16 protein-coding genes and 1 tRNA gene are annotated in these 15,677 nt (G+C 37.2%); 10 read left to right on the forward strand and 7 right to left on the reverse strand.

All coding sequences use genetic code 11. The features are described from left to right. Nucleotides 1-2: 2 nt before the first annotated feature. Together ACFSQP_RS00240 and ACFSQP_RS00245 are read right to left on the reverse strand one after the other, a co-directional pair. Nucleotides 3-1,526 (reverse strand): OmpP1/FadL family transporter, encoded by a 1,524-nt coding sequence (locus ACFSQP_RS00240; RefSeq protein WP_376890919.1) that lies wholly within the window; start codon nt 1,524-1,526, stop codon nt 3-5. Between the two features lie 29 nt (nt 1,527-1,555). Then, nucleotides 1,556-2,584: a hypothetical protein gene (locus ACFSQP_RS00245; RefSeq protein WP_376890920.1), complete on the reverse strand. Its 1,029-nt coding sequence runs from the start codon at nt 2,582-2,584 to the stop codon at nt 1,556-1,558. Between the two features lie 99 nt (nt 2,585-2,683). Between ACFSQP_RS00245 and proS the strand changes: the two genes are divergently transcribed. The 3 genes from proS (at nt 2,684) to rpsT (ending at nt 4,669) form a co-directional block, all read left to right on the forward strand. Further along, the gene (gene proS / locus ACFSQP_RS00250) at nt 2,684-4,162 is read left to right on the forward strand and encodes a proline--tRNA ligase (RefSeq protein WP_376890921.1); all 1,479 of its coding nucleotides are present in this window, start codon (nt 2,684-2,686) and stop codon (nt 4,160-4,162) included. 158 nt (nt 4,163-4,320) lie between these two features. Beyond that, nucleotides 4,321-4,392, forward strand: a tRNA-Glu gene (locus ACFSQP_RS00255). A gap of 25 nt (nt 4,393-4,417) precedes the next feature. Then, the gene (gene rpsT / locus ACFSQP_RS00260; protein ID WP_376890923.1) at nt 4,418-4,669 is read left to right on the forward strand and encodes a 30S ribosomal protein S20; all 252 of its coding nucleotides are present in this window, start codon (nt 4,418-4,420) and stop codon (nt 4,667-4,669) included. 157 nt (nt 4,670-4,826) lie between these two features. On the opposite strand, the gene rho is transcribed toward rpsT, so the two are convergent. Next, nucleotides 4,827-6,515: a transcription termination factor Rho gene (rho, locus tag ACFSQP_RS00265; RefSeq protein WP_376890925.1), complete on the reverse strand. Its 1,689-nt coding sequence runs from the start codon at nt 6,513-6,515 to the stop codon at nt 4,827-4,829. A 204-nt stretch (nt 6,516-6,719) separates the two neighbouring features. Here rho and ACFSQP_RS00270 point away from each other — a divergent pair, with 204 nt between their 5' ends. The 3 genes from ACFSQP_RS00270 (at nt 6,720) to ACFSQP_RS00280 (ending at nt 8,125) form a co-directional block, all read left to right on the forward strand. Further along, nucleotides 6,720-7,130: a DUF4293 domain-containing protein gene (locus tag ACFSQP_RS00270; protein ID WP_376890927.1), complete on the forward strand. Its 411-nt coding sequence runs from the start codon at nt 6,720-6,722 to the stop codon at nt 7,128-7,130. A gap of 533 nt (nt 7,131-7,663) precedes the next feature. Continuing rightward, nucleotides 7,664-7,852, forward strand: a complete 189-nt coding sequence (locus ACFSQP_RS00275) for a hypothetical protein (protein WP_376890929.1) — start codon at nt 7,664-7,666, stop codon at nt 7,850-7,852. 108 nt (nt 7,853-7,960) lie between these two features. Beyond that, nucleotides 7,961-8,125 (forward strand): hypothetical protein, encoded by a 165-nt coding sequence (locus tag ACFSQP_RS00280; RefSeq protein ID WP_376890930.1) that lies wholly within the window; start codon nt 7,961-7,963, stop codon nt 8,123-8,125. Nucleotides 8,126-8,332: 207 nt separating this feature from the next. Here the strand turns inward: ACFSQP_RS00280 and ACFSQP_RS00285 are convergent, their stop codons facing one another. Further along, nucleotides 8,333-8,824: a metallophosphoesterase family protein gene (locus ACFSQP_RS00285; RefSeq protein ID WP_376890932.1), complete on the reverse strand. Its 492-nt coding sequence runs from the start codon at nt 8,822-8,824 to the stop codon at nt 8,333-8,335. 121 nt (nt 8,825-8,945) lie between these two features. Here ACFSQP_RS00285 and truA point away from each other — a divergent pair, with 121 nt between their 5' ends. Together truA and ACFSQP_RS00295 are read left to right on the forward strand one after the other, a co-directional pair. Continuing rightward, nucleotides 8,946-9,704: a tRNA pseudouridine(38-40) synthase TruA gene (gene truA, locus ACFSQP_RS00290; protein ID WP_376890934.1), complete on the forward strand. Its 759-nt coding sequence runs from the start codon at nt 8,946-8,948 to the stop codon at nt 9,702-9,704. Continuing rightward, nucleotides 9,685-11,454 (forward strand): ABC transporter ATP-binding protein, encoded by a 1,770-nt coding sequence (locus ACFSQP_RS00295; protein WP_376890935.1) that lies wholly within the window; start codon nt 9,685-9,687, stop codon nt 11,452-11,454. The genes truA and ACFSQP_RS00295 overlap by 20 nt, the downstream gene beginning before the upstream one ends. 23 nt (nt 11,455-11,477) lie before the next feature. Here the strand turns inward: ACFSQP_RS00295 and cdaA are convergent, their stop codons facing one another. From cdaA to folP, 3 genes are read right to left on the reverse strand one after another with little or no spacing between them, the layout of a single operon-like run. Then, entirely contained in the window at nt 11,478-12,263 is a 786-nt protein-coding gene (cdaA, locus tag ACFSQP_RS00300) for a diadenylate cyclase CdaA (protein WP_376890936.1), read from the reverse strand. A gap of 36 nt (nt 12,264-12,299) precedes the next feature. Continuing rightward, the gene (locus ACFSQP_RS00305; RefSeq protein ID WP_376890938.1) at nt 12,300-12,965 is read right to left on the reverse strand and encodes a hypothetical protein; all 666 of its coding nucleotides are present in this window, start codon (nt 12,963-12,965) and stop codon (nt 12,300-12,302) included. A gap of 3 nt (nt 12,966-12,968) precedes the next feature. Next, nucleotides 12,969-13,793: a dihydropteroate synthase gene (gene folP, locus ACFSQP_RS00310; RefSeq protein WP_376890939.1), complete on the reverse strand. Its 825-nt coding sequence runs from the start codon at nt 13,791-13,793 to the stop codon at nt 12,969-12,971. Between the two features lie 187 nt (nt 13,794-13,980). Between folP and ACFSQP_RS00315 the strand changes: the two genes are divergently transcribed. Together ACFSQP_RS00315 and ACFSQP_RS00320 are read left to right on the forward strand one after the other, a co-directional pair. Then, the gene (locus tag ACFSQP_RS00315) at nt 13,981-14,520 is read left to right on the forward strand and encodes a DUF1599 domain-containing protein (protein WP_376890941.1); all 540 of its coding nucleotides are present in this window, start codon (nt 13,981-13,983) and stop codon (nt 14,518-14,520) included. 53 nt (nt 14,521-14,573) lie between these two features. Then, complete coding sequence (locus ACFSQP_RS00320) at nt 14,574-15,671, forward strand: BT_3928 family protein (protein ID WP_376890943.1); 1,098 nt, start codon at nt 14,574-14,576, stop codon at nt 15,669-15,671. The last annotated feature ends 6 nt before the right edge of the window (nt 15,672-15,677 follow it).

A 15,677-nucleotide genomic window follows, 5' to 3' on the forward strand; every position in this document is an offset into this window, starting at 1 on the left:
TATTACAAACTGAAGCTTAAAGTAGCGGTAATAATACCTACTTTGCTATCTACAGAGGCACTATCTGTTAAGCCAACCGTGTATAACTGATTTTTGTTGGTCTGGTTGGTTTGGTCGTAAGTAATATCTAGCTTCGTGTAATTACCAAAGTTATAACCTATTCCCGCAGAATAACCCGATAAATCGCCTACAACTTTGTTATTTTTATAAGGGCTTTCTTCAAATCGGTATCCAGCCCGAAAGCTAAAGCGTTGTAGTTTATATTCACCCCCAATTTTGTAAGTAGCTGCGGTACTTAACAGATTTTCTATGCGTTTGTTCTCACGACTAAAAAATGGGTCAGATCCAGGTTTTAGTTTGGTGTTGCTAAAATCTCTTATGCTATAGTCAAAACTAATAAGGCCTTTATTACCAAAAACATAAGCAACACTACCAGTATATTTACCTGGACTACGCAATTTATAAGTTGGAAAAATGTTAGTAATAAACGGATTTACAATTTGATTAACATTACCACCGTTTTCTTGTCTTAAGGTAGATATAGATTGCGAACTTTCCTCTTCCAAGGTAATCCATGTAGGAGAATTGTAGCTAAATCCTGCTCGCAAACTAGGTGTAACTCTGTAAATGGCACCAAGCTGAAAAGAAAATCCCGAGCCATTGGTAAATAAATTATTTTGAAAACGAACGGTATTAACCACAGAACCTACGTTGTTATTTGCTTCATATAAAAAAGTAGAGCGTTCGTAGTTAATAACATGCGAATTTAGGTTTATCCCTAAAAACAACTTTTCTCCTACTTGTGCTCCCACGTTGAACGTGAACTTACCATTAAATCCCCGTGAGGCGTAAGTATACTCTTGGTAAAATCTACCCGGAGCTATAGCCGATGTGTATACTGTATTAGCGTCGTCTGCTGTTAATGGGTTTAATATGTACGATTCGTATCCCAGAAAAGCCTGCTGGTGGCCATAGCTATAAAAGCTGCCAATTTCGCGATAAGCTTCAGAGAACGATTCACCGGGAAAAGCACTAATTTCGTCCAATCGTAGTCCATTAGCGTAGTTTAAAAAATAATCGGCAATGGATGTGTTTGGATTGGTGCCATAAGCAAACCAATCGTTTTCGTAATCGTTAATTTTATCGTAGCTAGCAGCTAAAGTAAATTTTTTCCAAGCAGAATTAGGATTGTTGTTTTGAAAAACAAAAGCGGCACCTGTTTGGTTAATATCAAAATTGGTATCCGATGTATTGGCGCTTCCTTCAAAATATGTGGTTTCATTTTTTGTTTTCATATGGGCTAACGAGAAGGAAATCATGCCGTCATTAAATACAGCCGAGCCAGCTGGATTGATACTTATAGCACTTATATCGCCTCCAAGCGCGCCAAATGCGCCACTTAACCCCCTGTATCTAGCAGAACCCTGTATATTATCTTCCGAATATCGCAAGGCATCCGAAATACCTTGCGCTTGAACTTGGTGCAGCAGCGTGGATGCCAGCGCAAATAACAATATCTTTTTCATAGGTGTTTTTAATTTTTTATATCTCTTGTTTACATGCCGCCGCGTCTGCCTCCAGAACTTCGCATGCCGCCAGACGATCCGCGACTAGATCCACCACTTCGTATGGTTGGTGAGGAACTTCTTCTTGGTGTGCTAAAATTGCTGTTAGTTCTTGGTGTAGAATTGGTTCTCACACGTGGGCGCGGGGTGCTATTGGTTTGCACTCGTGGCGTATTGTTATTTCTTACTCGTGGTGTACTGTTATTTCTTACACGCGGCGTGCTATTTGGTGCAACATTATTTGAATTATTACGCGTGCTTCTAACATCTCTAACGGTACTACGGGTAGATCTAGTAGCTCTTGCATCTGTTTGTGTTCTGTCGCGTCTGCCTACATGGCTGCTTCGCGTGTAATCGCGTCTTGGTGCAGCGTTATAAATTCTATTAGAATCGAAGTACCTCGAGCTGCCGTAGCGACCAGGCATATTGTAAGCCCCACCGCGTCTGCCATTTATAAAAGCGACGTGATTTCCATAATAGTAATTATTCCAAGGATTGTGGTAATAGCCACCATAAAAACCACCATAATACCCGCCGTGCCACCATGGGTTGTAATAACCAGTGTAGTAGTAAGGGCGGTAAAAGTAATGATTCGTCCAAATGGGTGGGTAATATCCAAAATAAAAGGGATCATAAAAATTGTTATAAAAGCCACCGCCATTGTACACATTAATGGATACATTGGAAGTTTCTTGGCCCCACCCAGCGTATGCTTGTGGTTGGTATTGTATGCTGTCGTTTTCTACGTATTCTCCAGAGTATTCATCTACATCTGTAAACACCTCGTCATTGGTGTATACGGCATATTCCGATGTTTTTTCTTTGAAATAATTTTGGTAATATACACTGTTGTCTACAGCCGTGTTGGTTTCTTGTTCAACAGCTGTTGTTGAGGTATTATAAATACCATCGGCGTCCGAACCTGCTTGCTGGTATGTGCCGCATGCACTTACAAAAAGCAAGCTTGTTAAAACCGCTATTGTAGGTGTTTTATCTAGGATGTAGTTTTTAATGGACATATCTTTGTGTTTTATTGTTGAACATAACAAAAATAATTAGTTTTGCGAAATTATTTCTATTTTTAACATAAGTACAATATTTGTGCCAAAACCCTGTATATGAGTAAAAAACTAACAAGTAGAAAGGAAGACTATTCCAAATGGTATAACGAATTAGTGGTAAAAGCTGATCTTGCTGAAAATTCGGCCGTACGTGGTTGTATGGTAATTAAGCCCTATGGCTATGCAATTTGGGAAAAAATCCAAGCAGAACTAGATAGAATGTTTAAGGAAACAGGGCACCAAAATGCATATTTTCCGTTGTTTGTGCCTAAAAGTTTATTTGAGGCTGAAGAAAAAAATGCCGAAGGTTTTGCCAAAGAATGTGCTATTGTTACACATTACAGATTACAAAGTGATCCAGATAAACCAGGCAAGTTGCGAGTAGACCCAGAAGCAAAACTTGAGGAAGAACTTATAGTTAGGCCAACTAGCGAGGCCATTATTTGGAATACCTATAAAGGTTGGATTCAATCTTATCGCGATTTACCAATACTAGTAAACCAATGGGCAAACGTGGTGCGTTGGGAAATGCGCACGCGCTTGTTTTTAAGGACTGCAGAGTTTTTGTGGCAAGAAGGGCATACCGCGCATGCAACCAAAGCAGAAGCGGTTAAAGAAGCCGAGTTAATGAACAATGTGTATGCCACCTTTGTGGAAAATTTTATGGCCATTCCGGTTGTTAAAGGCGTAAAAACCGATAGCGAACGCTTTGCAGGTGCTGAAGAAACTTATTGTATTGAGGCTTTAATGCAAGATGGTAAGGCGCTTCAAGCTGGTACATCGCACTTTCTTGGACAGAATTTTGCTAAAGCTTTTGATGTTAAATTTACCACCAAAGAGGGGAGTCAGGAGTATGTTTGGGCCACCTCATGGGGAGTTTCTACACGCTTAATGGGTGCCTTAATTATGACCCATAGCGACGATAATGGTTTGGTATTACCACCTAATTTAGCCCCGAACCAGGTTGTTATTGTACCGATTTACAAAACGCAAGAACAATTGCAAGAAATTACAAATTTGGTAAACGTTATTATGGGCGAATTGCGTTTGCATAACATTACTGTAAAATTTGATAATAGAGATACGCTTAGGCCAGGCGCTAAATTTGCGCAACACGAATTACAAGGCGTGCCATTAAGAATTGCTATTGGCCCGAAAGATTTGGAAAATGGTACCGTGGAGTTAGCTAGACGCGATACCTTAACAAAGGAAGTTATAGCAATAGATAATCTTACCGAAAAGGTAAAAGGCTTAATGACGGAAATTCAAACTAGTTTGTACCAAAAAGCATTACATTATAGGGAAGCGCACACAACAGAGGTGGACGACTTTAAAACGTTTAAAAAAGTTTTAGAAGAAAAAGGGGGCTTTATTTCTGCACACTGGGATGGCACAGAGGAAACTGAAGCAAAAATACAAGAATTAACAAAAGCCACCATCAGGTGTATTCCTATGGATGAAAACACGCAAAGTGGTGATTGTGTGTATACTGGAAAACCATCTGCCAGACGCGTGCTTTTTGCGAAAGCTTACTAACTAAAAAAAAAACAAAAAAAATCGCATTTGTTGTTGCAACATTTAAAATAAGTTGTATTTTTGCACCCGCAACGACAAAGTTATAAGTTGTTTTGACAAAAAAAAAGATTTGCAGGTTTAAAAATTAGTTTTTATATTTGCAAACTCAAGAGCAAAATGGCCCGTTCGTCTATCGGCTAGGACGCCAGGTTTTCATCCTGGTAAGAGGGGTTCGATTCCCCTACGGGCTACAATTTTTAATAAGAAAAAAATCAAATGGCAAATCATAAGTCAGCGTTAAAAAGGATTAGAAGTAACGAGTCCAAGCGTTTAAGAAATAGATATAAGCACAAGACTACGCGTAACGCAATTAAAAAGTTACGTGAAACTAGCAGCAAAGAGGAGGCGCAAAAGTTATTTGTTGATGTTACCTCAATGATTGATAAGTTAGCAAAGAAGAATATTATTCATGCTAATAAAGCTGCAAATTTAAAGTCAGGTTTAGCGAAGCATATTGCCACTCTATAATTTTGTTATAGATGTAAAATATAAAGCTTCTCTTTCAAGAGAAGCTTTTTTTTATGCCCAATAATTTAGATTTAGTAAGTTTAAATCCAGTTTTGTTTATAATTAAAAATGCCTTGAATTATTTCAAGGCATTTTTTTATTTGAGTTACTTTAGGGTTTAACCATTCATAGAAATTAAAAACTCTTCGTTGTTTCTAGTTTGCTTAAAACGCTGGTTAATGAACTCCATGGCCTCTACCGGGTTCATATCGGCTAAATATTTACGCATTACCCACATACGTTGTATAGTGGATTCGTCCAACAAAATATCGTCACGTCTGGTACTCGATGACGTTAAATCGATGGCAGGGAAAATACGACGGTTAGATATTTTTCTGTCCAGTTGTAATTCCATATTACCAGTTCCTTTAAACTCTTCAAAAATAACTTCATCCATTTTGGATCCTGTTTCAGTTAAGGCCGTAGCAATAATGGTTAACGAACCACCATTTTCAATGTTTCTGGCGGCACCAAAAAAGCGTTTTGGTTTGTGCAAGGCGTTGGCGTCTACACCACCACTTAATATTTTTCCGGAAGCAGGTTGTACGGAATTATAAGCACGTGCTAAACGCGTTATAGAATCCAGTAAAATAACCACATCATGGCCACATTCTACCAATCGTTTGGCTTTTTCTAAAACAATATTGGCAATTTTTACGTGTTCATGCGCCTCCTTATCGAATGTAGAAGCAATAACTTCGCCGCGTACATTACGTTGCATATCGGTTACTTCCTCTGGACGTTCGTCTATTAATAAAATCATTTGATAAACCTCTGGATGGTTGGCAGCAATAGCATTGGCAACATCTTTTAAAAGCATTGTTTTACCAGTTTTTGGTTGCGACACAATCATACCACGTTGTCCTTTACCAATAGGCGAAAACAAATCCATAATTCGGGTAGAAATGGTACTTTGCTTGCCGGCAAGATCAAATTTTTCCTGTGGGAAAAGTGGTGTTAAATGCTCAAAAGATACGCGATCGCGAACAACATCGGGGTTCTGACCATTAATTTTTACTACTTTTATTAACGGAAAGTATTTTTCACCTTCTTTAGGCGGCCTTACGCGGCCAAGAACCGTGTCGCCAACTTTTAGTCCGAATAATCTTATTTGCGATTGCGACACATAAATATCGTCTGGCGAGGATAGGTAGTTGTAATCCGATGAACGTAAAAAGCCATATCCGTCTTGCATAATATCTAGAACTCCTTCACTTTCAATAATAGCGTCAAACTCAAAGTCGGGCTCACGATACCTGTTACGCGTATCTTTGTTGCCATTATTTTTTTTGTCTTGTTTCTGATTTTGTCCGCGGTTTTCTTTCGATTTTTCGTCCTTGGAGTTGGTGTTTTTATCGTCGCGTTTGTTGCCGGTAGTAGGCTTTGGACGGGGATTGGGTTTGTTTTGTTTCGGCGTGTTTCTGTTGGCCTCGGCGTTTGTCTGCTTCGTATCTGGACTCGCAACGTCTTCTTTGGTAGTTTCTGTTGGCGTTTGTGGCTTATTAGTTGCGGTTTCTGCCGTATTATCTGTTTTGCTTGCGCGAACAGCTTTTTGTACGCGTTTTCTTGGCTTTTTCTCCTTAACCTTTTCAGCGGGCTGTTCTGCTGAATCTGCTTTACTAGGCGCAGCAGCTAGTTCTGAAGTTGCTACTTCTTTAGCAGCTTTTGGGTTAGAGGCCTGGTGATCTAAAATTTGATACACCAAATCCAATTTTTTTAAAGACCTGTATTTGGGCACCTTAAGTTTTTGAGCAATTTCCTGCAATTCAGGAAGCTTCATGGATTTTAATTGAGATATTTCAAACATTGATGTTGAATTGAATGTTGTATTTTAATGTTTTTTAAGTTGACTAATTCCGAAGAATAATTAACCGTGTGGTTCAGAAGAATAAGGACTTACAACTCTGATAGTTGCAAATCAGTTGTGCAATTATACAACTTTATTTTCTTTTTTATTGCTTTATTTTCAAAGAAACTGTTATTTTTGTGTCCCGTTAAAGGAAAAACTTACATGCTGCAACGTATTCAAACATTGTACTTATTATTGGCCGCTATTGTTTCTGGTGGCCTTATTTTCGTGTTCCATTTGTGGACCACCCCAGCGGGTGAAAAAATGTTTGCAACAGATGTGGTATATGTATTAGTGGGGTTCTTGCTATCTGCCTTATTATCGGTAATTAGCATTTTTAAATATACAAATAGACAGTCGCAGTTTGTATTAGGGCGACTTAACATCATATTAAACTTTATTTTACTAGGATTATTTGTGTATCAATCTCTAAATTTATCTGGAGAAACGGTTGTTTCTGAGAAAGGTATTGGGATTTTTCTTCCTATTGTTTCTATCGTCTTTTTAGCTTTGGCTAATAAGGCCATCAAAAAGGATGAAGATCTTGTAAAATCTGTAGATCGATTGCGATAAACCTATCATCTTAGTAGTATTAGTGCGTAAGCCCAAGGTGAAGATCTTGGGCTTTTTTAATATGCTTAATCACTTGACGATTTTAAAAATTTAAACATTATACTTAATAAACTTGTTTGTTGATTTTTTTTTTGAGCCAAACCCAAATCTTATAAAAATGAAAAATAAAATCACATTTCAAGCTTATTATTTCTGTTAATTTTTGTCCTTTGTATTCAAGGTTGTTCACAGGATAATGAAGCGTACAAATTTGAATATAACAAATAAAAGTATTGGTATTCATTTTTCCAAAATAGGTCAAAAACATAACGACGCTTTAGGGTTCTATATAGTTATATTTTAAAAATAATTCTACAGACCCTAGTGCAATTAATTTAGTTGAAGCCACAAGTAATTACATTAGTGCTGTTTATGACAAAGATGTATATGGTGTAGTAGTGAACGAATTGAAATCAAGAAAAGATACTTTTATACCAGTTGATTTTTCTTAAAAAGTTGCTGATGTACTCCAGTTAGAATTAAAGAATAATTTAGTGATTGAAGAATCAAAAGAATATTTAGATTTAATAGAGACCACTATTGATGAAGTGAAAAATAGTTGCAAAAATAATCTAAATACTATAAAAGCAAATTTAGAGCCAATTAAAGTCGCAATTGAAAATGATTTACAAGGAGATGAGAAAATAATTTTAATGTCTGCAGTTGTTAGAGCTATAAGTTAATTGAATTATTGGGAGGCACATAGTGATAAATGGAATAGTTTACTTAACAATTCAAGTTCTAAAGTTACTTGTTATGGTTGGAATTGGTTTCAAGATACGATATCAGATATGGCAACCGCTAATGCTTACGGAGCAGGTATGGGTGCATTAGTTTGGCTAATAGCTATTGTTGGAGGTTCTGGTGATTTAGATGTAGTGGCTGCATCGGCCGTAGCCTATGGAGCAAATGCGTCAGCAGGTGTTGGATTTGTTGCCTTGTTAAACTCGATATAGTTTTAAATTATGTTAAAAACGCTCATAAAACATTTAATAGGAGGTGGCGTACTTTCAATTGTTCTCTATACACTAGCGAATTTTTCTATGCTAACGTCACTATTTGTAGGAATATTTACAGGGGTAACAGCCTATATTAGCTTGGATTATAAATAAACAAAGTAGATACTATCACCAGGTTGGTTTAGTGTTGATAGCAACTTCCATTTACTTTTTAAACTCAATTACTTCCAAATTTTCAATTTTTCTACCATCAATGGTAAATCGCAACATGGTACGTACTTTATGAAAACCATGTTTTCCAGCGGCTCCAGGATTCATGTGTATTAAATTGAGTTTTTTATCGGGCATGACTTTTAAAATATGCGAGTGTCCTGAAATGAAAATACGCGGCGGGTTTTCTTGTATTATGTCCCGAATTCTCACATTATATTTATTCGGGTATCCACCAATATGGGTTATCCAAACATCAACACCTTCACACATAAAGCGGTTGTCTAGCGGGAATTCTAATCGAGCTTTTTCGTCATCTATATTGCCGTAAACGCCACGTAAAGGCTTCAAAGCTTTGATGGCATCGGTTACTTTTAAATCGCCAATATCGCCAGCATGCCAAACTTCGTCTGCTTGTTTTACGTATTTTAAAATAGCGTCATCCATGTGGCTGTGGGTATCGGAAAGAAGTAGTATTTTTTTCATTTTAACAGTCCAAATGGATAGGGTTTTAAAGTAATTTACAAGGTTTATATTTAACGTTTATTTGAAATTTCGGGAGCAATTAAAATTCTATCTTTGTGCTTTACAAAAATAGCACAAACCTTTGAGATATTTTATAGAACTGGCATATAACGGAGCAGATTTTCACGGTTGGCAAAACCAGCCCAACGCCATATCGGTTCAGGAGGTTGTGGAAAAAGCGTTAACCACCTTGCTAGGCAGCCCTATTGCAATTACGGGAGCTGGGCGGACAGACGCCGGTGTACACGCGCAACAAATGTTTGCTCATTTTGATAGCAGTCAGGTTTTTTCTTGTACCATGTTACAATACCGCTTAAATGCCTTGTTGCCACCAAGTGTTGCTATTTTAAATATTTTTGAAGTGGCACCCCATGCACATGCCCGTTTTCATGCTACTAGCAGAACGTATTTGTACAGAATAGCCTTGCAGAAAAATCCGTTTAATTTTGATAAAGCATATTTGTTAAAAAAGGAGTTGGATATAACAGCCATGGAAACGGCTGCCAAAGTGCTTTTAAATTATACAGACTTTCAGTGTTTTTCAAAAACGCATACCGATGTAAAAACCTATAATTGCCAAATTATGAAGGCACAATTTAATCAGGTAGCAGACGAATTACATTTTACCATTCAGGCCGATAGGTTTTTAAGAAACATGGTGCGTGCCATAATGGGAACTCTTATTAATGTGGGGCTCGGAAAAATTACAGCAACCCATTTGCACACGATTATTACATCTAAAAACCGACAGCAAGCAGGATATTCCGTGCCGGCGCATGGTTTGTATTTAACACACATTTCGTATCCCGAAACTATAAAAAATGCTCACAAAACCAGATAATAAAATATTAGATACCAAGCTCCTTAAAAAGCTTATAAAATTTTTAGTTCCCTATAAGCGTATTTTTTATGGGGTGCTTTTTGTGGTCATTTTATTGTCTGTTGTAAGCGCTGCCAGACCATACATTTTACAGCAAGCTATTGATAGCAATGTGGTAACCAAAGAGCTAGAAGGGTTTTTGCCCTACATTTTGCTTATGGCAGGTTTACTTTTGTTTGAAGTTATTAGTCAGGTGCTATTTATATTTTATGCTAGTTGGTTAGGCCAAACGGTTGTTAAAGATATTAGGGTGGCATTATTTAACCACATGCTGCGTTTTAAAATGAAATATTACGACACCTCTTCTGTGGGCGTGTTAATTACCCGAGCAGTAACCGATATGGAGCGTATTGCAGCCATTTTTGGCGAAGGCTTGTTTATGATTTTTCGCGATTTGCTTACCATGTTAGTCGTTTCCGGCGTAATGTTTTATATGAATTGGCAATTAAGCTTAATAGTGTTCTTAATGTTGCCACTAGTTTTATATGCTACCCGCATTTTTCAGAAGTACATGAAAAAAGCCTTCGAGGAAGTGCGTACCGAAGTGTCTAATCTAAACTCCTTTGTACAAGAGCGGGTAACGGGTATGAAAATTTTACAGCTATTTACACGAGAAAACACCGAATACAAAAAATTTGTTGACATAAACAAACGCCACAAGAAAGGCTGGTTAAAAACAGTTTGGTATAACTCTATATTTTTTCCAATTGCCGAATTGTCTTCTTCTATAACTATTGGTTTGGTGGCTTGGTATGGAGGCTTAAATGCTGTAATAGATAACACGGCAACATTGGGCGACTTAACCGCCTTTATTATGATGATTCCTATGTTATTCCGTCCACTGCGCCAGATTGCCGATAAGTTTAATACCTTGCAAATGGGTATGGTGGCTGCCAACCGCGTATTTAAAGTGTTGGAAACAACGTCTCAAATTGACGATACAGGAACACAAGTAGCAGGCCATTTTAAAGGCGCTATTCAGTTTCATAACGTATGGTTTAGTTATGTACCAGATAACCCGGTTTTAAAAGATTTATCCTTGCAGGTTAAAGCCGGAGAAACCATTGCCATTGTAGGAGCTACCGGTGCCGGAAAATCCACAATTATTAATTTGCTAAACCGTTTTTACGAAATTAATAAAGGTGTTATTCAAATAGATGGTACAGATATAAAAGCCTTTACGTTGGCGTCTTTAAGACAGCAAATTGCGGTGGTGTTACAAGATGTGTTCTTGTTTGCAGACACCGTTTTAAATAATATTACACTTAATAATCCGCACATTACCGAAACGGATGTGCAAGAAGCTGCAAAAGCTATTGGAATACACGATTTTATTATGACCTTGCCAAACGGTTATCATTATAACGTAAAAGAGCGCGGGGCCATGCTATCGTCTGGGCAGCGCCAACTAATTTCGTTTTTACGCGCTTATGTAACCAACCCGAGTATTTTGGTATTGGATGAAGCCACATCGTCTGTAGACTCCTATTCGGAACAGTTAATTCAGAATGCTACCGATAAAATAACAAAAAACAGAACATCTATAGTTATTGCTCACAGGTTGGCTACCATTAAAAAGGCTGATAAAATAATTGTTATGGATGCTGGTAAAATTGTAGAGCAAGGTACCCATACTAATTTATTGAAAAAGGAAAATGGCTATTACAAAAACCTGTATGAGGTGCAATTTGTTCAGGAAGAAGTTTTGTAAAAACCTGTGCGTCCTTCATGGAACTAGCTTAAATCTTTTTTAATTAACTCAATGAGTTCGTCGGCTTCTTTAAACATTATAAATTCGCCGTCTTTAAAATAGGAAATCTGACCCGTTTCTTCGCTTACCACTACAGCCAGTGCATCGGTTTTTTCGGTAATCCCTACAGCAGCCCTATGGCGTAAACCAAACCGACTTGGTAAATTTTTATCATTATTTACGGGTAAAATAACGCGTGTGGCTTTAACAATATTATGCGCTATTATGATGGCGCCATCGTGCAGCGGACTATTTTTAAAAAATATACTTTCAATAATGGGCTGCGATACGGTTATATTCATGGCGTCGCCAGTGGTGGTTAAAAAATCTAAATTGTTGTGATTTTCAAATACTATTAAAGCCCCGGTTTTGGTACTGCTCATTTTTTTGCAAGCCGCAATAATACTAGCTATATCGGTAGGGTTTTCGGTTTCAGTTTTTAAAAATTTAAATTGTTTTAAAAATTTACCACGCTTGGCAAAATTAGTGGAGCCCACCATTAGTAAAAACTTTCTTATTTCTTGTTGAAAAACAACTATTAAGGCTATTAAACCCACACTCATAAACCCTCCTAAAATTCTACTTAACATTTTCATTTGAAGGGTTTCTGTTATTAAATATATTAGGTAAATAATAACAATGCCAATAAAAATATTAATAGCAACGGTACCTTTTACCAACTTATAAATGTAATAGAGTAGTGCTGCCACAAGCACCACGTCTAGAATGTCTATTACGGTTATTTTTAAAAGGTCGTTAAAAATATTCAAGGTTACTGGTTTTTAGGTAAATGTAATGGTTTTGGTTTAATAAATAAATTCATTAGGGTTTACTGTTACAACAGTCGAATCGGTTTCAATTAAGGCCGCTTTTAAAGTAATATAATCCTGAAACGTTAAATTTTCGGATAGGTTTAAAACCAAATTAGTGGGTTTTGGAAGTGGTTGGGCAGACAGGTAAGCTATAAAATCTTCTAAATTTAGACTGCCTTCTAAATTGGAAACAGTTATTCGGGACAACGCGTCCACTTTTGCGGCTAGGTGTTCACTTTTAATAGTTTCGCGTGCGCGAATTGTAGCTTTTGCAGAATCGCTGGTGTGGTAAAACACATCTGTAAAATCTATAAAACCCAAATTTTTTATGCCCGTATCATTACAGGAATAGTAGTTTTTGGCTGCTTCATTTTTATGCATGCCGGCATCGCGTTTTTTAAATTGTATAAATTGAATTTCTGGAATGGCCTGTTTTAGCGTTAAGCGCTTATCTACATTTACCAGCCAGTTTGTAGAAACAATAAGGTTGCGTCTATTTAATTCAACACCATTAACAGCCGTAGTATCGTAAAACAAGTAAGCCGGAGACAGGTCTAAAACCTCGTGAACTGGTGCATTACTTACCTCTGGCAATAAAATAACTTTATCCGAGCTACATGCAAATACAATTAATGGAATTAAAAATTTAAGGTATTTCATGGTTTATTTATTTAATGCGTTGGTTAGGCTAATACATTCCATAGCTTCTTTAACATCGTGCACGCGTAAAATGCGGGCGCCCTTTTGTAATGCTACAGTGTTTAATACGGTGGTGCCATTTAAGGCTTCGTTGGGCGTGTTTTGTAAAGTTTTGTATATCATGGATTTTCGAGACACCCCTACCAAAAGTAATTTTTCTAACGTTTTAAAATGCTGTAATTGGCTTAATAGCTCAAAATTCTGTTCGCGCGTTTTAGCAAAGCCGAAACCGGGGTCGATAATAATATCGCTTATTTGTTGCGCATGAGCGGCCTGTATGCGCTCGGAAAAATAATACAATATATCCTTAACTAAATTAGTGTATTCCGTTAATGTTTGCATGGTTTGCGGGGTGCCGCGCATGTGCATCATAATATACGGCACTTTTAATTGGCCAACCACTTGCAGCATATTGGTGTCTAGTTTACCAGCAGAAATATCGTTAATAATCGCCGCTCCAGCTAAAATGCTTTGTTTGGCAATTTCGCTTCTAAAAGTGTCTACAGATAATAAAATATCTGGAAAAGTCTTTATAATAGTTTCCAAAACAGGTATTAAACGCTGCAGCTCGTCTGCTTGCGAAATATAACTGGCGTTGGGTTTAGAACTGTAGGCACCTACATCTATAAAGGTGGCGCCTTGGTTCAGCATGGTTTCTACCTGATGGAGTGCTTGCGAGGTGTTTTTATACTTACCACCATCGTAAAATGAGTCGGGTGTCAGATTTAAAATACCCATTACTTTTGGGGTGCTAACATCAATTAAGCGGCCGTTACAATTAATGGTCATTTGGTTGTATTCTAGTTTGTATTGAAAAACCTACTGGTAGTATTTAGTAGGTTTGTCTAAATTTTTAAACAAAATTAACATAATCGATTTAAAATAATTGGCTATTTATGAAAAATAAAAACATTCATCACGTAACTTTGAACTTTGAACAATTTAAGCGAAATTTACATAATTTTTAGTTGTACCCATGCCAAACACAGCACAGCAATACGATGCGGTAATTACCGTGTGTAGCAATCTTTTTGAGAAAAAAATGTCCGATTATGGCAGTGCCTGGCGCATTTTACGATTGCCATCGCTTACCGATCAAATTTTCATAAAAGCACAACGCATACGCGGACTGCAACAAAATGCCGTTCAAAAGGTTGAAGAAGGTGAAATTAGCGAATTTATTGGCATAGTAAATTATTGTGTGATGGCCTTAATTCAAATAGATAAAGGCATAGCAGAGCAACCAGACTTATCTACCCAAGAAGCTTTGGCCTTATACAAGGAAAAAATTGCGCAAACCAAGGCACTCATGCTAAATAAAAATCATGATTATGGCGAGGCTTGGCGCGACATGCGCGTAAGTAGTTTAACCGATTTAATTTTACAAAAGTTGTTACGCGTTAAGCAAATTGAAAACAACCAAGGTAAAACATTGGTAAGTGAAGGTGTAGATGCTAATTATCAGGACATGATAAATTATGCTGTTTTTGCCTTAATTCATTTAGAATTAAAATAAACCTATTATAAAAAGGAAGTAACCATAAATAAGAATTTTAAAAAAGTAGTTATATGAAATATCTTGTGCAGATTAGTCGCATTTTTGTAGGCATCCTATTTATTATTTCGGGCTTCATTAAGCTTAACGATCCGCTAGGATTCTCCTATAAGTTAGAGGAGTATTTTGGTGTAGGCGTTTTAAATCTGCCATTTTTAGAACCATACGCACTTATAATATCCATTTTGGTGGTGGTGTTTGAAGTGGTTTTAGGTGTTTTTCTACTTATTGGTTACAAGCCAAAATTTACAGTTTACAGCCTGTTGGCTATGATTGTGTTTTTTACATTCCTAACCTTTTATTCGGCTTATTTCGATAAAGTAAAGGACTGTGGCTGTTTTGGCGACGCCTTAAAATTAACCCCATGGGAAAGTTTTACAAAAGACGTAGTCCTGTTAGTTTTTGTGCTTATACTTTTGGCGGGTATACGCTATATTAAACCTGTTTTTAACAGGCCTGTTGTTTTAACAGCAACAGCTTTAGTTAGTTTTTTAGCGTCGCTGTCCTTTGCCTATTACGTGCTTATGAACCTGCCAGCCATAGATTTTAGAGCCTATAAAATTGGTGCTAATATTCCGGAGGGTATGCGTATTCCAGAAAATGCGCCAAAACCCGTTCAGGAATTTACTTGGGTATTTATGGTAAATGGTGAAGAAAAAGAATTTGTTACCGATGGAAGCTATCCCGATGTGGATGGCGAATATGTGGATGTAGAAACCAAAATAATTGACCCCGGTTACGAACCACCAATAGCCGATTTTTCAATAGAAACAGAAACAGAGGATTTAACAGAATATTTCTTAAATAAAGATAAACTAATCATGATGGTGGTGTATAATTTGGCTACAGCAGAGCCAGACGGTGTTGCCAAGCTAAAGAGTTTTTCAGACAAGGCGCTTAAAGCGGGTTACACAGTTATAGGTTTATCCGCGTCTGGTGCAGCCGAAAAAGAACAATTTAAAGCCACACACAAACTTAATTTCGATTTTTATTTGTGCGATGAAAAAGCACTCAAAACGGTTGTTAGGTCAAGCCCTGGGGTTGTTAAGCTAGAAAAAGGAACCGTGATAGATAAGGCCCATTGGAAAAATATGGAACAAATAAAGCTTTAAAACCTA

Origin of the sequence: Bizionia sediminis, from assembly GCF_042684585.1 — a bacterium.
Lineage (GTDB): Bacteria > Bacteroidota > Bacteroidia > Flavobacteriales > Flavobacteriaceae > Algorimicrobium > Algorimicrobium sediminis.

Bases quoted from the DNA above. Each gene is read 5' to 3' on its own strand.
- ACFSQP_RS00320 (WP_376890943.1), top strand. From the start codon at position 14,574: ATGAAATATCTTGTGCAGATTAGTCGCATTTTTGTAGGCATCCTATTT.
- ACFSQP_RS00245 (WP_376890920.1), bottom strand. From the start codon at position 2,584: ATGTCCATTAAAAACTACATCCTAGATAAAACACCTACAATAGCGGTT.
- proS (WP_376890921.1), top strand. From the start codon at position 2,684: ATGAGTAAAAAACTAACAAGTAGAAAGGAAGACTATTCCAAATGGTAT.
- ACFSQP_RS00285 (WP_376890932.1), bottom strand. From the start codon at position 8,824: ATGAAAAAAATACTACTTCTTTCCGATACCCACAGCCACATGGATGAC.
- folP (WP_376890939.1), bottom strand. From the start codon at position 13,793: ATGACCATTAATTGTAACGGCCGCTTAATTGATGTTAGCACCCCAAAA.
- ACFSQP_RS00270 (WP_376890927.1), top strand. From the start codon at position 6,720: ATGCTGCAACGTATTCAAACATTGTACTTATTATTGGCCGCTATTGTT.
- ACFSQP_RS00305 (WP_376890938.1), bottom strand. From the start codon at position 12,965: ATGAAATACCTTAAATTTTTAATTCCATTAATTGTATTTGCATGTAGC.
- ACFSQP_RS00240 (WP_376890919.1), bottom strand. From the start codon at position 1,526: ATGAAAAAGATATTGTTATTTGCGCTGGCATCCACGCTGCTGCACCAA.
- rpsT (WP_376890923.1), top strand. From the start codon at position 4,418: ATGGCAAATCATAAGTCAGCGTTAAAAAGGATTAGAAGTAACGAGTCC.
- ACFSQP_RS00280 (WP_376890930.1), top strand. From the start codon at position 7,961: ATGGCAACCGCTAATGCTTACGGAGCAGGTATGGGTGCATTAGTTTGG.
- rho (WP_376890925.1), bottom strand. From the start codon at position 6,515: ATGTTTGAAATATCTCAATTAAAATCCATGAAGCTTCCTGAATTGCAG.
- ACFSQP_RS00295 (WP_376890935.1), top strand. From the start codon at position 9,685: ATGCTCACAAAACCAGATAATAAAATATTAGATACCAAGCTCCTTAAA.
- ACFSQP_RS00315 (WP_376890941.1), top strand. From the start codon at position 13,981: ATGCCAAACACAGCACAGCAATACGATGCGGTAATTACCGTGTGTAGC.